The sequence below is a fragment of the Limnobacter sp. genome (genome assembly GCF_046297615.1).
Taxonomy (GTDB): domain Bacteria; phylum Pseudomonadota; class Gammaproteobacteria; order Burkholderiales; family Burkholderiaceae_B; genus Limnobacter.
In genome coordinates this window covers 159,416-175,375 of the sequence record NZ_JBKBHM010000006.1, presented here as the reverse complement: position 1 = coordinate 175,375, position 15,960 = coordinate 159,416, and the positions used below count along the sequence as shown (strand labels likewise).

General features: G+C 57.5%; 16 protein-coding genes. 6 read left to right on the top strand and 10 right to left on the bottom strand.

What is annotated here, in order from left to right; genetic code table 11:
• Nucleotides 1–92: 92 nt before the first annotated feature.
• Nucleotides 93–557, top strand: a complete 465-nt coding sequence (locus ACK4FF_RS12850) for an SRPBCC family protein (protein WP_409709948.1) — start codon at nucleotides 93–95, stop codon at nucleotides 555–557.
• A 68-nt stretch (nucleotides 558–625) separates the two neighbouring features.
• Nucleotides 626–1,681: a saccharopine dehydrogenase family protein gene (locus tag ACK4FF_RS12845; RefSeq protein WP_409709945.1), complete on the top strand. Its 1,056-nt coding sequence runs from the start codon at nucleotides 626–628 to the stop codon at nucleotides 1,679–1,681.
• A 95-nt stretch (nucleotides 1,682–1,776) separates the two neighbouring features.
• Here ACK4FF_RS12845 and bamE read toward each other — a convergent pair whose 3' ends face one another.
• On the bottom strand, nucleotides 1,777–2,586 hold the full coding sequence (gene bamE, locus ACK4FF_RS12840; RefSeq protein WP_409709942.1) for an outer membrane protein assembly factor BamE: 810 nt from the start codon (nucleotides 2,584–2,586) through the stop codon (nucleotides 1,777–1,779).
• A 176-nt stretch (nucleotides 2,587–2,762) separates the two neighbouring features.
• Here bamE and ACK4FF_RS12835 point away from each other — a divergent pair, with 176 nt between their 5' ends.
• Both ACK4FF_RS12835 and ettA read left to right on the top strand, forming a co-directional pair.
• Nucleotides 2,763–3,905, top strand: a complete 1,143-nt coding sequence (locus tag ACK4FF_RS12835; protein WP_409709939.1) for an NAD(P)/FAD-dependent oxidoreductase — start codon at nucleotides 2,763–2,765, stop codon at nucleotides 3,903–3,905.
• Nucleotides 3,906–3,938: 33 nt separating this feature from the next.
• On the top strand, nucleotides 3,939–5,600 hold the full coding sequence (gene ettA / locus ACK4FF_RS12830) for an energy-dependent translational throttle protein EttA (RefSeq protein WP_409709936.1): 1,662 nt from the start codon (nucleotides 3,939–3,941) through the stop codon (nucleotides 5,598–5,600).
• A 66-nt stretch (nucleotides 5,601–5,666) separates the two neighbouring features.
• Here ettA and yghU read toward each other — a convergent pair whose 3' ends face one another.
• The 9 genes from yghU to ACK4FF_RS12785 form a co-directional block, all read right to left on the bottom strand.
• Complete coding sequence (gene yghU / locus ACK4FF_RS12825; RefSeq protein WP_409709933.1) at nucleotides 5,667–6,518, bottom strand: glutathione-dependent disulfide-bond oxidoreductase; 852 nt, start codon at nucleotides 6,516–6,518, stop codon at nucleotides 5,667–5,669.
• A 2-nt stretch (nucleotides 6,519–6,520) separates the two neighbouring features.
• The gene (locus ACK4FF_RS12820; protein ID WP_409709930.1) at nucleotides 6,521–6,946 is read right to left on the bottom strand and encodes a cytochrome c-type biogenesis protein CcmH; all 426 of its coding nucleotides are present in this window, start codon (nucleotides 6,944–6,946) and stop codon (nucleotides 6,521–6,523) included.
• Nucleotides 6,943–7,536 carry a DsbE family thiol:disulfide interchange protein gene (locus tag ACK4FF_RS12815; protein ID WP_409709927.1) on the bottom strand — a complete coding sequence of 198 codons (594 nt, stop codon included), beginning with the start codon at nucleotides 7,534–7,536 and terminating at the stop codon, nucleotides 6,943–6,945. Before ACK4FF_RS12815 ends, ACK4FF_RS12820 begins: the two co-directional genes overlap by 4 nt.
• Nucleotides 7,533–9,545 carry a heme lyase CcmF/NrfE family subunit gene (locus tag ACK4FF_RS12810; protein ID WP_409709924.1) on the bottom strand — a complete coding sequence of 671 codons (2,013 nt, stop codon included), beginning with the start codon at nucleotides 9,543–9,545 and terminating at the stop codon, nucleotides 7,533–7,535. Before ACK4FF_RS12810 ends, ACK4FF_RS12815 begins: the two co-directional genes overlap by 4 nt.
• A complete protein-coding gene (gene ccmE, locus ACK4FF_RS12805; protein ID WP_409709921.1) occupies nucleotides 9,542–9,949 on the bottom strand; it encodes a cytochrome c maturation protein CcmE in 408 nt (135 codons plus the stop codon). Before ccmE ends, ACK4FF_RS12810 begins: the two co-directional genes overlap by 4 nt.
• A gap of 9 nt (nucleotides 9,950–9,958) precedes the next feature.
• Nucleotides 9,959–10,147 carry a hypothetical protein gene (locus ACK4FF_RS12800; protein WP_409709919.1) on the bottom strand — a complete coding sequence of 63 codons (189 nt, stop codon included), beginning with the start codon at nucleotides 10,145–10,147 and terminating at the stop codon, nucleotides 9,959–9,961.
• Nucleotides 10,144–10,860, bottom strand: coding sequence for a heme ABC transporter permease CcmC (ccmC, locus tag ACK4FF_RS12795; RefSeq protein WP_409709916.1), 717 nt, complete (start codon nucleotides 10,858–10,860; stop codon nucleotides 10,144–10,146). Before ccmC ends, ACK4FF_RS12800 begins: the two co-directional genes overlap by 4 nt.
• A gap of 5 nt (nucleotides 10,861–10,865) precedes the next feature.
• Nucleotides 10,866–12,131 (bottom strand): ATP-binding cassette domain-containing protein, encoded by a 1,266-nt coding sequence (locus tag ACK4FF_RS12790; protein ID WP_409709913.1) that lies wholly within the window; start codon nucleotides 12,129–12,131, stop codon nucleotides 10,866–10,868.
• 77 nt (nucleotides 12,132–12,208) lie between these two features.
• The gene (locus ACK4FF_RS12785; protein ID WP_409709910.1) at nucleotides 12,209–13,486 is read right to left on the bottom strand and encodes a tetratricopeptide repeat protein; all 1,278 of its coding nucleotides are present in this window, start codon (nucleotides 13,484–13,486) and stop codon (nucleotides 12,209–12,211) included.
• Nucleotides 13,487–13,620: 134 nt separating this feature from the next.
• Here ACK4FF_RS12785 and ACK4FF_RS12780 point away from each other — a divergent pair, with 134 nt between their 5' ends.
• Together ACK4FF_RS12780 and ACK4FF_RS12775 are read left to right on the top strand one after the other, a co-directional pair.
• Nucleotides 13,621–14,436 carry a hypothetical protein gene (locus tag ACK4FF_RS12780; protein WP_409709907.1) on the top strand — a complete coding sequence of 272 codons (816 nt, stop codon included), beginning with the start codon at nucleotides 13,621–13,623 and terminating at the stop codon, nucleotides 14,434–14,436.
• 3 nt (nucleotides 14,437–14,439) lie between these two features.
• The gene (locus tag ACK4FF_RS12775) at nucleotides 14,440–15,939 is read left to right on the top strand and encodes a hypothetical protein (protein ID WP_409709904.1); all 1,500 of its coding nucleotides are present in this window, start codon (nucleotides 14,440–14,442) and stop codon (nucleotides 15,937–15,939) included.
• Nucleotides 15,940–15,960: the final 21 nt, after the last annotated feature.

Genomic DNA, 15,960 nt, shown 5'->3' with positions numbered 1-15,960 from the left:
CCTTCACTGAAAGCATTTACACTGTTTCATTGGGGTTGATGGGTGTGAACAGACCCTTGACAGAGTTTCAGTCGCATATAAGAGAGAACAACATGCCAGTGAATGTAGAAGTCAAAATTGAACGTTCCTTGAAAGTGGCCTGCAGCGCCAAAAAGGCCTTTGACCAACTGGTGAACGTGGCCGATACCGTGGCCCTGTTTCCCAAGCTGGACAAGATCGTGGATGCGGGTGGCGATGTTTGGCGCTGGGAGATGGAAAAGATCGGCGCGGCTGGCCTTTCCCATCAAGTGAAGTACACGGTTAAGTACACCAACAACGGCTCAACCACGATTGACTGGAACCCGGCCCCGGGCGAGGGCAATGCGCAGGTGTCTGGTGGTTGGGTCATCAAAGCCGATTCGGACAAAACATGCACCATTGCCTTTCGCTCCAAAGGCGAGTTTGAAATGCCTGTGCCACGGTTGATGAAAGGCATTGCTGAAGGAATCGTCAAATCGGAATTCGATGCCCAGGTGGGGACCTTCTTGGACCGCGTGAAAGCCAAGCTGGAATCCTGAGCCTTCTAAGAAAACGACAACAACAAAGCCCCCACACGATGGGGGCAACTTGCGCTGTAGGAGACGCAATGCCCTGGATGATTTACGGTGCCAACGGGTACACCGGTGAACTGATAGCCAAAGAAGCCGCCAAACGTGGCATGCGCCCTATCCTGGCCGGCCGGAATGCGGACAAGGTGGGGGCCCTGGCTCAAGCACTGAGCCTGCCCTCCAGAGTGTTCGGGCTCGACACCCCCGAGGATATTCAACAGGGGCTTGCTGATGTGGACCTGGTGCTGAACTGCGCTGGGCCGTTCTCACAGACTGCCGAACCCATGATGCTGGCTTGCATTCAGGCCAAAGCGCATTACCTGGACATCACCGGCGAAATTGATGTGTTCGAGCTGGCTCAGGAATTGAGCCCGAAAGCCAAAAAAGCCAAAATCGTGCTGTGCCCCGGCGTCGGCTTCGATGTCATCCCCACAGACTGTGTAGCAGCCCGACTGAAAGAACAAATGCCCGAGGCCGTCTCGTTGACGCTGGGTTTTGATTCCCGAAGCGGATTGTCCTCCGGCACCGCAAAAACCACCGTGGAGTCCCTGAAACTGGGTGGCCGCGTGCGCGAAGACGGGGTCATCAAGTCGGTGGGCCTTGCCCACAAAACCCGAGACATCAATTATGGCAACGGCACCAAGTTTTCAGTGTCCATTCCCTGGGGTGATGTATCCACGGCCTTTCACAGCACCGGGATCCGCAATGTGGAAGTGTTCATCCCCTCCTCGCCCAAAAATGCACGCATGATGCGCGCGGCCAACTTGGCTCGGCCCCTGTTGGGTATGGGCTTTGTTCAAACCATCCTGAAGGGGCAAGCGGGCAAGGTTCAAGGGCCGAACGAAGAAACCCGCGCCAAGGCACCCACCTACGTGTGGGGCGAAGCCACTGACGCCGAAGGCCGCACCTTGGTTGCCCGGGTGAAAACCGCCAATGGCTACAGCTTGACGGTCACGGGTTCCTTGGCCGTGGCCAGTTACATCCTGATGGAAAAGAACATCACGGGTGGCGCCTACACCCCCTCTAAACTGATGGGCAGCGATTTGGTTGAACGGCTGGACGGCTCGGGGAAAATTCAGTTGTCCGACGCCTGACCACTGCCCCTCACAACCCATAAAAAAGGGAGGCCCAAGGGCCTCCCTTTTTTATGTCGGCCGATCAGCCCGTTCGGGCCGACCTGCGCACGCAATCACTTGCTGAACAATTCGCGCTTGATCTTCCAGGCGCCACCGTCTTTGCTCAACAGCAGTGTTTTTGAACCTGCATCCTTGTAACGGTTGGAGGTGTATTCCTGCTTGAATTTCACTTCCGCCTCGGTGTCAGACTTCATGGTCACCTGAATGTCGGTGAGTGTGACACTGATGGTTTCAGGCGCAGACAGGCGGGTACGGCGCTCGGCTTCCCATGCGGAGCGGGATTTCTTCTCGGGCTTGAAGTTGCTGCCGTAAAAGCCCAAGTAGCCAGTCACATCTTTGGCAGACCAAGCGGCAGCCCAGTTGCTCAGCATGTCAGCGATGGCACCGGCCTCGCCCAAACCAGCGTCAACCGGCGCGGCAGCAGGTGCTTCAGGTGCAGCGGCTGGCGCTGCAGCCGCGGGGGCTGGAGCAGCAGCAACCGTGCTTGCGGGCGGTTTTTCCAGGGCAGCAACGCGCACCACCTTGTCGTCCTTGAAGTAAACACCGTAGGGCACATACTCTTCTTCGGCACCCTGACCGGTTTTAACCACGTAATCCCAGCGGGACTGATCATTGGTGTCGCTCATCATGGGCGCGCCAATGCGGTTTTTGACTTCAATCGGGGACATTCCCAGCTTCACTCGGGCCAAATCGATGCGTGTGATGAAATCACGGGGACCGACATTTTCAAACTCGGAATCGAGGTATTCAGGCACGTCTTTGAGGGCTTTGAGGGCGCCACAACCGGCCAAGCCAGTCATGGAGAAGGCCACAGCAACGACGGCCACAGCGCGAGACGCGCGAAAACGTTCAAATGTACTCAAAGTTGTCTCCCTCTGATGTGTTGTAGTTCAAGTCGTTTGATAATAGCGGATTACAAAACAGATTACTCTCGGGTCACGCCGAAAACGGCTGTGGATCACGATGCGCTGCTTCTATCTTAACCAAAGCGGCCCCGGAATCACAGTACCCCGGAACAATAGCCCCAAACGGAGACCACATGAACACGACCATCATCGGCAGCGGCGTTGCCGCTTGGACCTTGGTGCGGGAACTGCGCAAGGCCGCCCCCGAAGCCTCCATTCGCGTCATCACCGCAGACAATGGCGATTTTTATTCCAAACCCATGTTGTCCAACGCCTTGGCGAGCGGAAAAACAGCGGCCAGTCTTGTGATGACGCCCGCCGCCAAACTGGCTGAGCAGCAGAAAGTCGAATTGATGGCCGACACAACAGTGACCGCCATTGACCCCAGCAACCGAACGCTGAGCACCTCGGCCGGCGATGTGCAATACGACCAATTGGTTCTGGCCCTGGGTGCCGACACCATCCGTCTGCCCCTAGAAGGCAACGGTGCCGCCGACGTCATCAGCGTGAACGACCTGAACGACTACGCCACCTTCCGCACCCAACTGGACGGCAAAACTGAAGTCGCCGTGCTGGGTGCAGGGTTGATTGGCTGCGAATTTGCCAACGACCTGCTCAAAGCCAATGTACACACCACGGTGTTTGACCTGGCTGACCGCCCCCTGCCCCGCCTGTTGCCCGCAGAGGGCAGCGCATTCATGCAAGCCAAACTGGCCGCACAAGGCATCAGTTGGAAGCTGAACCGCAGCGTGGTCCGCATTGACCAATCCGCCGATGGCTACACCATCACCGATTCCACCGGCGAAACCACCACCGCACAATTGGTGCTGTCCGCCGTGGGCTTGGCACCACGCACGGCCCTGGCAAAGAGCGCTGGGCTGGAAGTCAAGCGCGGTGTGGTGGTTGACCGCCTGGGCAAAACCAGCAACCCCCACATTTACGCATTGGGCGATTGCGCGGAATACCTCGGCGAATTGGTGTTGCCTTACATCATGCCGGTGATGCAGGTGGCTCGGGCCATGGCCCAAACACTGGCCGGCACCCCCACTGAATACAAATTCCCGGCCATGCCCGTGGTGATCAAAACCCCGGACTGCCCCACCGTGGTCAACCCTCCGCTGCCTGGGCAGGCTGGGCAATGGGAAGTCACCGCCGATGAGAACGGCGTCAAAGCCCTCTTCAAAGGCCCCGATGGTGCCCTGCTCGGCATGGCCCTGCTGGGTGAAGCAAGCAAGGAGCGTCAAGCACTGGCACCCCAGTTGCCCGCCTTGATTTAAAATCACAATCCATCCCAATTACACGGACAGGCCATGGCCCAATATGTATTCAGCATGAACCGCGTCGGGAAGATCGTTCCCCCGAAACGGCAGATCCTCAAGGACATTTCCCTGAGCTTTTTCCCCGGCGCCAAAATTGGCGTGTTGGGGCTGAACGGCTCGGGCAAATCCACTTTGCTCAAAATCATGGCAGGCGTGGACAAAGACATTGAGGGCGAAGCCGTGCCCATGCCCAACCTCAACATCGGTTACCTCAGCCAGGAACCGGAGTTGAACCCAGAGCACACGGTGCGCCAAGCTGTGGAAGAAGGCTTGGGCGACCTTGCCTTGGCCCAACAAAAGCTGGAAGAAATTTACGCAGCCTATGCGGACCCCGAAGCCGACTTTGACAAACTGGCCGAAGAACAGGCCAAGTGGGAAGCAGTGATTGCTGCCGCAGGCAACGATGTTGAGCACCTGATGGAAATTGCGGCCGATTCGCTCCGCTTGCCCCCATGGGAAGCAACCGTGGGCAACCTGTCCGGCGGTGAAAAACGGCGAGTGGCCCTGTGCCGCCTGCTGATGAGTAAACCTGACATGCTGCTGCTGGACGAGCCCACCAACCACCTGGATGCGGAATCAGTGCACTGGCTGGAGCAATTCCTGCACAAATTCCCCGGCACTGTGGTGGCGGTGACGCACGACCGTTACTTCCTGGACAACGCTGCAGAATGGATTCTGGAACTGGACCGTGGCCACGGCATTCCCTGGAAGGGCAACTACAGCAGTTGGCTGGACCAAAAGCAGGACCGTCTGAAGCAGGAAGAAAGCTCGGAATCGGCCCGGCAGAAAGCCCTGAAAAAGGAACTGGAGTGGGTGCGCCAAAACCCCAAAGGCCGGCAGGCCAAGTCCAAGGCGCGTATTGCCCGGTTTGAAGAACTCTCCAGCCACGAATACCAAAAACGCAATGAAACCCAGGAAATTTTCATTCCAGTGGCGGAGCGTTTGGGCAACGAAGTCATTGAATTCGAGAATGTCAGCAAGGCCTTTGGTGACCGGCTGCTGATCGACAACCTCAGTTTCAAAATTCCCCCGGGTGCGATTGTGGGTGTGATCGGCCCCAACGGTGCAGGTAAGTCCACACTGTTCAAAATGATTGCCGGCAAGGAACAACCCACCAGCGGCAGCATCAAAATTGGTTCGACGGTGCGCATGGCGATGGTGGACCAAGCCCGTGATTCACTGCCCAATGACAAAACCGTGTTTGACGGTGTGGCCGACGGCGCGGACATTTTGACCGTGGGCAAATTTGAAATGCCTGCCCGTGCTTATCTGGGCCGGTTCAATTTCAAAGGTGGCGACCAGCAAAAAATCATCGGCAACTTGTCCGGTGGTGAACGTGGCCGCCTGCACTTGGCCAAAACCCTGATTTCTGGCGGCAACGTGCTGATGCTGGACGAACCGTCGAACGATCTTGACGTGGAAACCCTGCGTGCGCTTGAGGATGCCCTGCTGGAGTTTGCAGGCACCGTACTGGTGACCTCTCACGACCGCTGGTTCCTCGACCGCATTGCCACTCACATTCTGGCCTGCGAGGGTGATTCGCAGTGGGTGTTCTTCGACGGCAACTTCCAGGAATATGAAGCTGACAAGGTCAAACGACTGGGTGAAGAGGGTGCGCGGCCCAAACGCGTGCGTTACAAACCCCTGAAGTGATGTGCTGACGCATAAAAAAGCCGGTTCCAAAGAACCGGCTTTTTTGTTTCTCGACCTGCGTGAGGCTTAGATGTTTTTCCCGTCGAAGTCTGCTTCGCTGTGGCGCTCGGGCACCTGTTCATTGGTATCCCCCCACACTTTATTGACCATGCGGCCCTTGCGTACAGCGGGGCGCTGGGCGATCTGTTTGGCCCAACGCAACACGTGGGTGTAGGTGTGTGCTTCAAGAAACTCCGTGGCGTTGTACACCGCACCCGTCACCACCCCGCCGTACCAAGGCCAAGCCGCCATGTCGGCAATGGTGTATTCATTGCCTGCAATGTACTCGTGCTCGGCCAATTGCCGGTTCAACACATCCAGTTGCCGCTTGGTTTCCATGGTGTAGCGGTTAATGGGGTATTCATATTTCTGGGGCGCATACACATAGAAATGCCCGAAGCCACCACCCACAAACGGTGCACTGCCCATTTGCCAAAACAGCCAATTCAGGCATTCCGTGCGGGCGCGGGGTTCTTTGGGCAGAAAGGCATCAAACTTCTCGGCCAAGTACATCAGGATGGACCCGGACTCAAACACACGGGTCGGCGGGTTGGTGCTACAATCGACCAAGGCTGGAATTTTCGAGTTGGGGTTGGCGTCCACAAACCCGCTGGAGAACTGGTCACCATTGCTGATCATTACCAGATGGGCATCGTACTGCGCCCCCTCAATACCCAAGGCCAGTAGTTCTTCCAGCAAAATAGTGACCTTCACCCCGTTCGGTGTGGCCAGAGAATAGAGTTGCAGTGGGTGCTTGCCCACGGGCAAGGCCTTGTCGTGAGTGGGGCCTGCGACAGGGCGATTGATGTTCGCAAACTGTCCGCCGCTGGCTTGGTCCCAAGTCCAGACTTTGGGGGGAACGTACACAGGATCTGTCATGGTCACACCTTGTCTTGTTGTTTCTGTTGCCGCTGATACATCTGCTCAGCCCAATCGCCGGCCTTTGAAGGGTCTGGTTCAACAGGACCCGCCAGCTTCGCAGGCGACTGGGCGCGAATGACACGCCTGGCCAACACAATGGCCAACACCAGCACCACGAAGGGCCCCAACCACAATACGGCGTTTTCCCAAGAATAGGTGGGCTTGTAAAGCACAAACTCACCATAACGTGACTGCATGAAGGATTTAATCTCTTCGTTGGACTTGCCTTCTTGAATCTGCTGGGCAATTTTGTCTTTCAGATCGACGGCCAAAGAGGCGTGGGAATCAGCCAAGGACTGGTTTTGGCAAACCAGACAACGCAATTCACTGGCCACCGCCTTGTATTGCTCCTGCTGTGTCGGCGTCAGGTCGTTGAGCTTACTCACGGTGTTGCCCCCTGTGCCCGTGGTTCTTTTGACGCTGCATTGACAGCACTTAGTTGGGCATTCAGTTGTACCGTCAATTGCTCAGCCGTCAACGGCCCCACGTGTTTGTAAACCACAGTATTGGCTGCATCCATGAAAAATGTTTCGGGCACTCCGTAGACACCCAATTCAATGCCGTATTGCCCGCGGGGGTCCATCAACACCTCGCTATAAGGGTTGCCATGTTCGGCCAACCAGCGACGGGTGTTGTCCCCCTCATCTTTGTAGGCCAAACCAACGAGGCGGACCTGCCCTTGCTTGGCCAGGCTCAGCAGATGGGCATGTTCAACCAGACAAGCCTGACACCAAGAGGCAAATACATTCAGCACCCAAGGTTTGCCTTGAAAATCAGCCGTGTTCCGCGAAACGTTGCTCGCCAGCCCCTCGGCCATAGGCAGGCGTTCAAGCTCCGCAGCGGGCAATGTACGGCCAATGAACTGTGAGGGTAGCTTCTTCGGATCCAGCCACAACCCCTGAAACAGCACGGCCCCCAGTAAACCCAAGACAATCAGGGGCACGTACAGGCGAATTTTTTTCGCATCGGGTGTCATGCTTCGTGCTCCTGTTTACTCAACCTGGAGCGGGCCCGGTAACGACGGTCCGCGACCGTCAACAACCCACCCAGCGCCATCAAGCCACAGCCCCACCAAATCAGGTTGATCAGTGGCTTGTAGTAAAGGCGTACGCCCCAGGCGTTGCTACTGGCGCCGGAGGCATTACTCGACTGAACTTGATCGCCCAGGCTCACATACACATCCGAAAACCAGTCGGTGTGAACCGCGGCCTCGGTCATGACTTGCTGGGAATTCTGGTAACGGCGCTTCTCTGGTTCCAACAAGTGAATCAGCCTTCCTTCACCACGGGTCAACTCAAACACCCCCAAGGCCGCCACATGGTTCACACGCTGCAGCGTGTCCACACCGATAAAGGTCAATCGCCATGGGCCGATCGACACAGTTTCTCCAGGCTTGAGCACTGCATCGGTTTCAGTCTCGAATGTTTTCACCCACGACACACCCAAGACAAACACCGCCACGCCAAGATGCGCCAGTGCCATGCCCCAATACGACCATGACAACCTGCGCATGCGAAACACCAACCCACTGTGAGGCCAGGCGGTACCAGCTTGCCTCAGTGCCCGCACGGCGTGCATCAACGTCATGATGAACAACACCGCTGCACACACCACACCCAACGCCCACACTGCACTGAAATGCTGGTGCAACCATGAAGCGCCCAACACGCAGAGCAAGGCCAACAGCAAGGCCCAACCGCCCGGTTTCATGTAGTTCATCCACGGAGTTTGGCGCCACCGGCTTTCTGGGCCGAACGCCATCATCAACACAGCAGGCAACAACAAAGGGACGAACAAGGTTTCAAAATAAGGTTGACCAACCGACATTTTTCGCCCGCCCAACACCTCCACCACCAAGGGGTAAAGGGTTCCGAGCATGACGGTGACCAAGGCCGCGCTCATCAACACATTGTTGGACAGCAACAAAGCCTCACGACCCGTTGGGGTGAATGCGCCACCCTGCCCCACTTCCCGGGCACGCAAGGCGTACAGAATGTACGACGCACCGACCACCAGAAAAAGCAGCGCCAGAATGAACACACCGCGTTTCGGGTCGGTTGCGAAGGCATGCACGGAAGTCAGCACACCGGAGCGGACGAGGAAGGTGCCCAACAAGGACAAAGCAAAAGTAGTCAGCGCCAGCAACAGTGTCCAACTGCGCAATGCCCCCCGTTTCTCGCTGACAGCGAGGGAGTGAATCAAGGCCGTACCGGCCAACCAAGGCATCAGCGAGGCGTTCTCAACTGGGTCCCAAAACCACCAACCGCCCCAGCCCAATTCGCGGTACGCCCACCAACTGCCCAAGGCAATTCCGACCGTCAAGAAAGCCCATGCAGTGTTGGCCCAAGGGCGGCACCAGCGTGCCCAAGTCATGTCAAAACGCCCTTCGATCAAGGCTGCAATTGCAAAGGCAAACGTGACCGCAAAACCCACATAGCCCATGTACAACATGGGGGGGTGAATGATCATCGCAACGTCCTGCAGCAACGGGTTCAGGTCACGGCCATCCAAAGGCGCCGGGACCAGCAGTTCAAACGGGTTACTGGCCATCAAGAGGTACGCCAAAAAACCCACCAACACCAATTGAAGGGTACTCAACACCCTGATCTTGAAGGCTGGCGACACCGAAAAACGGGACAGGGCCACGGCCTGCGCCCACCCAGCAAACATCAACACCCACAACAAAAATGACCCTTCATGAGAGCCCCAAGTGGCTGCAATTTTGTAAAACGTGGGCAACGCCAAATTGGAGTTTTCGGCCACATTACGCACCGAAAAATCGCTGAGCACAAAACTGGTGGCCAAGCCCACAAAGGCGAAAAGACAACACGCGAAAACCACGGCGACGTTGCGTTCAGCCCCTTTTAATGCTGGCTCCACATTCTGGGTATGGCAGATGGAGGTCAGCCGAAACCCCGCAAACGCGCCCATCAAACACAATGCTGCAGCCAGACAAAGGGCCAGTTGAGACAAAAAGGCAATCACGGTTTGACCCCCGGGGGCATGTAGTTTTCATCATGTTTGGCCAGAACCTCTCGGGCCAGGAAACGCTCGCCATTCCACACCCCATCAACGACCACACCGGTGCCTTCTTTGAAGAGATCGGGCAAGATGCCGGCAAACTCGACAGTCACCACCTCGGACTGGTCAGTGACCACAAAACGAACAGCCAGCGACTCGGCTTGCCGCTGCACGCTGCCCTGTTGCACCATGCCGCCCAAGCGGTAGCTTTTCAGGCCCGAGGGCACCTCGCCCGATTTGATCTGCGAGGGGGTGTAGAAAAAGACCATGTTCTGATTGAACGCATTGATCAGTGCGAAGGCAAACCCGCCTGCGACCGTGGCAATCGCCAGCAGCCACAGCAGGCGTTTTCGATGGTTGAGTGTCATGGGGAAGGTTCAAATGGTGTTGGACTCAGACGGATCTTGGTGGCCGACAGCCTTCTGGCGTTCCATTCGCGCGGCCTGCTGACGCTGACGCAAGGCGTTACGCCCGGTGCGTGCCGCACACACACCATCCACCAGCAACACCAGCGCAGTCAGCCCTACACACACGGCGACACTGGTCCAGGCAGTCAGCTCGATCATGCCACCTCCACAGACCAGTGCCAGGCCGCTTTTCTCATCTGGATCAGCCGCCCGGCACGCACCAGTACAATGCCTGCACACAAGGCCCAGAACCCCAGGCTGCAGGCCATCAGAGCTTCCAGCATGTCCGCATGCATGCGGCTGCCACTGGACGACAGGCTGTACCCCTGATGCAGGGTGTTCCAATACACCACCGAAAAGTAAATGAGCGGAATATTAACCACGCCAACCAACAATCCAATGGCCAACACTCGGTCGGATTTGGACGCATCGAGTGTCAGTTGACTCAAGGCCATCAAGCCGAGGTAGATGAACAGCAGCAGCAATTCGGAGGTCATCCGTGCATCCCACACCCAATAGGTGCCCCAAGTGGGCTTGCCCCACAGTGCCCCGGTGATCAACGCCAAAGCCGTCATCCACGCGCCAGTGGGCAACAGGGCGCGCATCATCACTGCCGATACAGACCCCCGATACACCCAATGCAAGACTGCATACGCACAGGCCACCAAGTACAAAAACATCGACATCCAGGCGGCAGGCACATGCACGTACAGCACTCGATAAACCTCGCCTTGCTGGGCATCGACCGGTGCGCGAAACAGCCCGAGGTAAAGGCCAAACAACAGCAGTGTGCCCCCCAAGCCCAACAGCACCGGGCAGGCTTTGCGGGTAAAACCGTAAAAACGTGGCGGTGAGGCCCAAGGGTTAAACATGATGACTATTCCTCGACTAATGCGAGCAAGCGCTTCGCAACCACAGGCCCGGTCAACAGGCCCAGCAGCCCCAACAAGACCAGCACCATCAACGCAGGCCAAGGCGCGCGCCCCAACTCCTCGGCCTGGCTGGCTTCCAGACCGAACACCAGCACGGGAACCAACAAGGGCAAGCCCAGCAAGTACACCAGCACGGCGCCGCCGCGGGTCATCAACACCAACATGGACAACACACCCAGCAAGGGCACTGCCGCCAACACCCCACAAGCCATGGCCAGCAGCAGAGTCAGGCACTGCAGTCCATCCAAGCCCAATTGAAGTGCGGCCAACGCACACACCGGAATCAGCACAAGACACAAGCCGCCCATCCAGAGCAGACAACGCGCCAACCAGTACAGGCCTGATGTGGATGGCTGCTGATGCAGCAGAAAGCGGTGCCAACCCACCCGTTGATCTTCTGTAAACCACTGGTGGGCACCCAGCATCAGCGACAACAACAGGCTCACCCACATCAACACCCTGACCACAGACGGCTCAACCTGCTTGAGTGCAAAGCCGAAGAAACTCAACACCATCCACAGAAACAAGGCCGCCCAATACAAGCCCGGTTGATCGGCACGAAGTAACCGCCACTCCCTGTGGATGTAGTGGAACAGGCCACAGGCGGACCTGGCGTGGGCGGCAAGGGGCACCGGCGCATGGTCAAGCCCGGCATCTTCAGGGCGTTGGGCCTTCAGGCCCTGTGACGACAACTGCCAGGTACACAGGCCCAAGCCATTTGAAGTCAGTTGCAATGCACCCAAGCCTTGATGCGTGGCCAGCAAGACCCAGCCGCCCTGTGCCAAGTGCTGTGACAGCATTTCGCCCAGAAGTGCCGCACCTTGGTCATCCAGCGTGTTCTGAGGCTCGTCCAGCAACCAAACCCTGGCCCGGGAAACACTCATCACCAGAAGGACGAGCCGAGCCCGTTGGCCCGAAGACAGCGTACCAACCCGCTCATGGCGCCAACCCCACAGGTGAACCCGTTCAAGCAGCGCCTGAACATCCAACTGACTTTGCCCCATCACCGCCAGTTGAGCCTGTAATTGCTCCATCACTGTCCATTCCGTGCGCAAGGCGAAGTCGGGGGTGTAAACACTGGCCTGGCCGGGCATGCTATTGTTCAAATACAAGGCCATGACCTTCAACAAACTGGACTTGCCTGAGCCATTTCCACCTCGCAGCACATTTAAAGTGCCGGCCTTCAGGCTGAACAGGACAGGTTTGGCCAAATCCACTCCACCGACACTGAGGCAGGGCAAATTCACCTCAAGACATGGCCCCTGGAATTCAATACTGGGCTGCTGGGTCACTTCAACTCCAGCACCGCATTCAGCGCATCACCCGGCGATTTCAACTGCAACCAGTCGCTGCTGCGGTCAGCCGGGTCGGGCTGCGCCGTGCCTTGTTTGGCCAAGCGGGCCTGCAGGTACAAAGGGTAGGCGATGGCGTTGGTTTGGGCGGCTTGCAGCACATGTTGATCATTAAGCTCGACTGCGATTTCATTCTGGCCAAGCGCTGACGCAGGAATGCGCAAGGCAGCCAGCGGCATGCCGGGCCCTGGCTGTGCTTTGACGACCACGAACAGCACCTCTGCCCCGCCAAGCCCCCGTCGAAAGCTGGACGGCAACAGCACGGTGGCCTTGATGGACAAGCCCACATTCGACTCAACTGGCCCACTGACGGGCGCTGCAGCAGGCGACGACGTTCCGGTATTGCGAAGGCTTTGCTGCTGCACTTCACTGAAGCGAGACCAGTACTGCTGCGCCTTGGCTTGGTCACCGCGCTGTTCAGCAGCCGAAGCCGCCAAGGCCAGTGCTTTTTCATGGTTGGGGTCGTTTTGCAGGGCTTTTTCGATCAAAGCCTCGGGCTCGCCGAGCAGGCTTTTGTCCTGCGTCATCGCCACCATATCAGCAAGGTCGGCGAGCAACGTCGGATGTTCCGGATTCAATTGCTGTGCCCGGCGCAAAGCCTGCGCGGCCCCCTGAAAGTCGTTCATGTTGGCCAGGCTGCGTGCCAACAACACCCAACCTTGCAGGTCATCGGGGTTACTTTCCAATCGCAACTTCAACCCAGCCACACGGTCTGCAAGGCCAACACCATCGCCGGGATGGGACATGGCCGAGCCGGGCGCTGAAGCCGTCGCCGCTGGGGCTGTGCCGCCCGTTCGACCTGGCCAGTCAAACGCACCCTGGCGGAAACCACCAATCAAAGCCAGCAACATGATGGCCAAGGCGAATGCAGCCACACTGGTGACCTGTGCTGACTTCCAGAACGAGAGTCCCCAAGCGTGACGTGTAGGTGACGGCGCTGACGCAGACCCCATGAGTCGGGGTTTGAGCTCTTCGGCCATCGCCCTCCAGTCATTCACCAAATCGGCCCGAGCCGCGTCAGTGAGCAATGGGTCGTCATCAATTTCCCGACGACGGTCTTGAAGAGCCACCCATTCGGGTGAACCGAGTGAGTCGATCGTCACCGGGTTCGGCTCCAACGCATGGGTGTCCGACCAAGGGCGCCATGCGCGCCAAACCAGCGTGTACGCGACAACCGCCGCCACCAACAGTGTCAGCGCAACATCCAGACCCAATTCACACCTCAGTATTTTACTTACAGAGAAATACTAACACCTTGTCTTGTGTCGTAACATACGCGCTACTTCGGCAGCCCCTGCAGTTCTGAACCTGCCTCACCTCACTCCCACAACTCAGCGGCGCATCGCGGATGATTCAGGACACTCTGTTCAGTTACCAGCAATTCAAGTTCCTGAAATGGGCCTTGGCGCTTGCAATCATTTGTTCAATTGCGTACCTGTTCCATCAACCCGCCATCACACCCAACGGCGGAACAATACTGGGCTATACGCTGGGCACCATTGCCGCTGCACTGATTGTTTGGCTGATGTGGCTGGGCGTGCGCAAAAGGCAATACACCAACGGCAACAGCAACCTGCGCGGCTGGGTATCAGCGCACATCTACCTTGGTTTAAGCCTGGTGGTTGTGGGCACCTTGCACACCGGGTTTCAACTGGGTTGGAACCTGCATACCCTGGCCTATGTGCTGATGGTTCTGACCATCGCATCCGGGGTATGGGGCTTGTCGCTGTACCTTCGTGCCCCCAAAGACATGTCCGATGCCCTGAACCGCCAAAGCCCGCAGGAGTTGGTGCAGGAAATTCTGCAACTTGACCGGGAAACACTGAAGCTTGCAAAGCTGTGTACTGGCCGCCTGTCCAAAGGGCTTGAAAACTCGCTGAACCAAGGCATTTTCAACCGGCGCCGGCAAGTCTGCGTTGGCCGCGAACCCCAATGCAAGACCCGTGCATTCACCCACCTGATTGCGGATGAACTGTCCAACCGGCCCGAGTTGACCGAACTCTATCGACTCCAGATTCAGCGGATGCGAACGCTCACTCAGCTTCGCCGTTACTACCACCTGAAGTTTTGGATGGACATTTGGTTGTCCATCCATGTGCCCCTGTCGTTCGGTCTGCTGGCGGCCTTGACCGCGCACATCGTGGCCGTGTTTTTTTACTGGTGACCCATGGCACAACAACGCACTGGCGAAAAACACCCACTCCTGGCCGAGCAAGAAAGGCTGCACAAGCCCCTTGGCCTGAAACGACGCCTGTCATGGCTTCTGTTTGCCCCGATATTGCTGGGCTTTCTGGTCCTGCCTGTGTTGGCCATCCTTTATGGCCCAGAAGTGCTGCATTCAGGTGCGCAGGCGCAGCAGTACAGAACCGCCTCAGCAACTGGCCCGATGAACGGTCACCCCAGCGTCGTTGCTGACCAGACGGCCCTGCGAAAAAGCACGCTGCTCAGCCTGGACTCTGCATGGAACCCGGGCCCCTTGGCATCGGCCCACTCGGCCTTGGAAAGCGACTGCCAAGCCTGCCACCAAGGCGGCTTTACCCGAGTGGCCGACACCAGTTGCACCGCATGCCACAGCAACATGGGCCTGCATGTGACGGAACAAACCCAAAAAGACAGCAGCTTTACCGAGGGCCGATGCGCCAGTTGCCACCACGACCACAAAGGCCGCGAAAGCCTGGCTGAACAGAATCGACATTTTGCAGGACAGGCCTGCTCGGACTGCCACAGCCAAATCAAAGACATCGCTCCCAAGTCGCTTACCTTGCCAGTCAGCGATTTTTCTGATGATAAACACCCCAGCTTCAGGCTGACTGTGGCCAAGGGTCCGCATGGCACCGACCAAGCCCCTCAATTGACTCGAATCCGCATGGCCAAGAACACCGTGATTCAGGAGGCCAACACACTGAAGTTTCCGCACGACGTGCACTTGGATCGACGCGGGATTGAAGGCCCCACTAAAAAAGTGGTGATGGCTTGCGGGGACTGCCATCAACCGGCTGACACCCCGTCAGGCTTCAAGCCGATCACGATGGAACAACAGTGCCAAAGCTGTCACAAGCTCAATTTCGAACCCGCGCTGCCTGACCGGCAGGCGCCTCACGGGCCTGTGGATGCGGTCCTCAGCACCATCGATGAGTTTTACAGCTATTTGGCCTTGAACCCCCAAGAACGGCAACGGGTGAATGCTCAACGTGCAGTGCTGCGCAACCGCCCCGGCGAAAAAACACCCAACCGGTCAACCTTGCAAGCGATTGGCAACAGCCCTTCAGCCATGGCCGCCTTGGCCACCACCGAGTTGTTTGAAAACACGGGCTGTGCCGTTTGCCACACCGTGAAGCGTCAAACTGCGCCCTCTACGCTAAAAACCTCGGGGCGTAACCTGCCCCAGTATTCAATTGCGCCGGTGACCAACACCCACGCCTGGATGCCCATGGCGACTTTCAATCACAAGGCACATGAGTTTGAGCGTTGTGACAGTTGCCACAAGGCCCAGCACTCCAAAGAAAGCAGCGATGTGTTGATGCCAGACCTCGCCAGTTGCCAAACCTGTCATTCAGGCCGACAGGCCGAATTCAGCAAAGTGCAATCCGACTGTGGCCTGTGCCACAACTACCACCTGCACCCCAAAGGGCCCGTGGGTGGAACAAAGATTTCAACAACCCAGTAAATGATGGTGATTGCCCCTTGG

What these genes read in the sequence shown, in the direction of transcription:
- ACK4FF_RS12845 (WP_409709945.1), top strand. Translation starts at nt 626, where the DNA reads ATGCCCTGGATGATTTACGGTGCCAACGGGTACACCGGTGAACTGATA.
- ccmC (WP_409709916.1), bottom strand. Translation starts at nt 10,860, where the DNA reads ATGTTTAACCCTTGGGCCTCACCGCCACGTTTTTACGGTTTTACCCGC.
- ACK4FF_RS12815 (WP_409709927.1), bottom strand. Translation starts at nt 7,536, where the DNA reads ATGACACCCGATGCGAAAAAAATTCGCCTGTACGTGCCCCTGATTGTC.
- ACK4FF_RS12835 (WP_409709939.1), top strand. Translation starts at nt 2,763, where the DNA reads ATGAACACGACCATCATCGGCAGCGGCGTTGCCGCTTGGACCTTGGTG.
- ccmE (WP_409709921.1), bottom strand. Translation starts at nt 9,949, where the DNA reads ATGACACTCAACCATCGAAAACGCCTGCTGTGGCTGCTGGCGATTGCC.
- ACK4FF_RS12850 (WP_409709948.1), top strand. Translation starts at nt 93, where the DNA reads ATGCCAGTGAATGTAGAAGTCAAAATTGAACGTTCCTTGAAAGTGGCC.
- ettA (WP_409709936.1), top strand. Translation starts at nt 3,939, where the DNA reads ATGGCCCAATATGTATTCAGCATGAACCGCGTCGGGAAGATCGTTCCC.
- ACK4FF_RS12800 (WP_409709919.1), bottom strand. Translation starts at nt 10,147, where the DNA reads ATGATCGAGCTGACTGCCTGGACCAGTGTCGCCGTGTGTGTAGGGCTG.
- ACK4FF_RS12775 (WP_409709904.1), top strand. Translation starts at nt 14,440, where the DNA reads ATGGCACAACAACGCACTGGCGAAAAACACCCACTCCTGGCCGAGCAA.
- yghU (WP_409709933.1), bottom strand. Translation starts at nt 6,518, where the DNA reads ATGACAGATCCTGTGTACGTTCCCCCCAAAGTCTGGACTTGGGACCAA.
- ACK4FF_RS12780 (WP_409709907.1), top strand. Translation starts at nt 13,621, where the DNA reads ATGATTCAGGACACTCTGTTCAGTTACCAGCAATTCAAGTTCCTGAAA.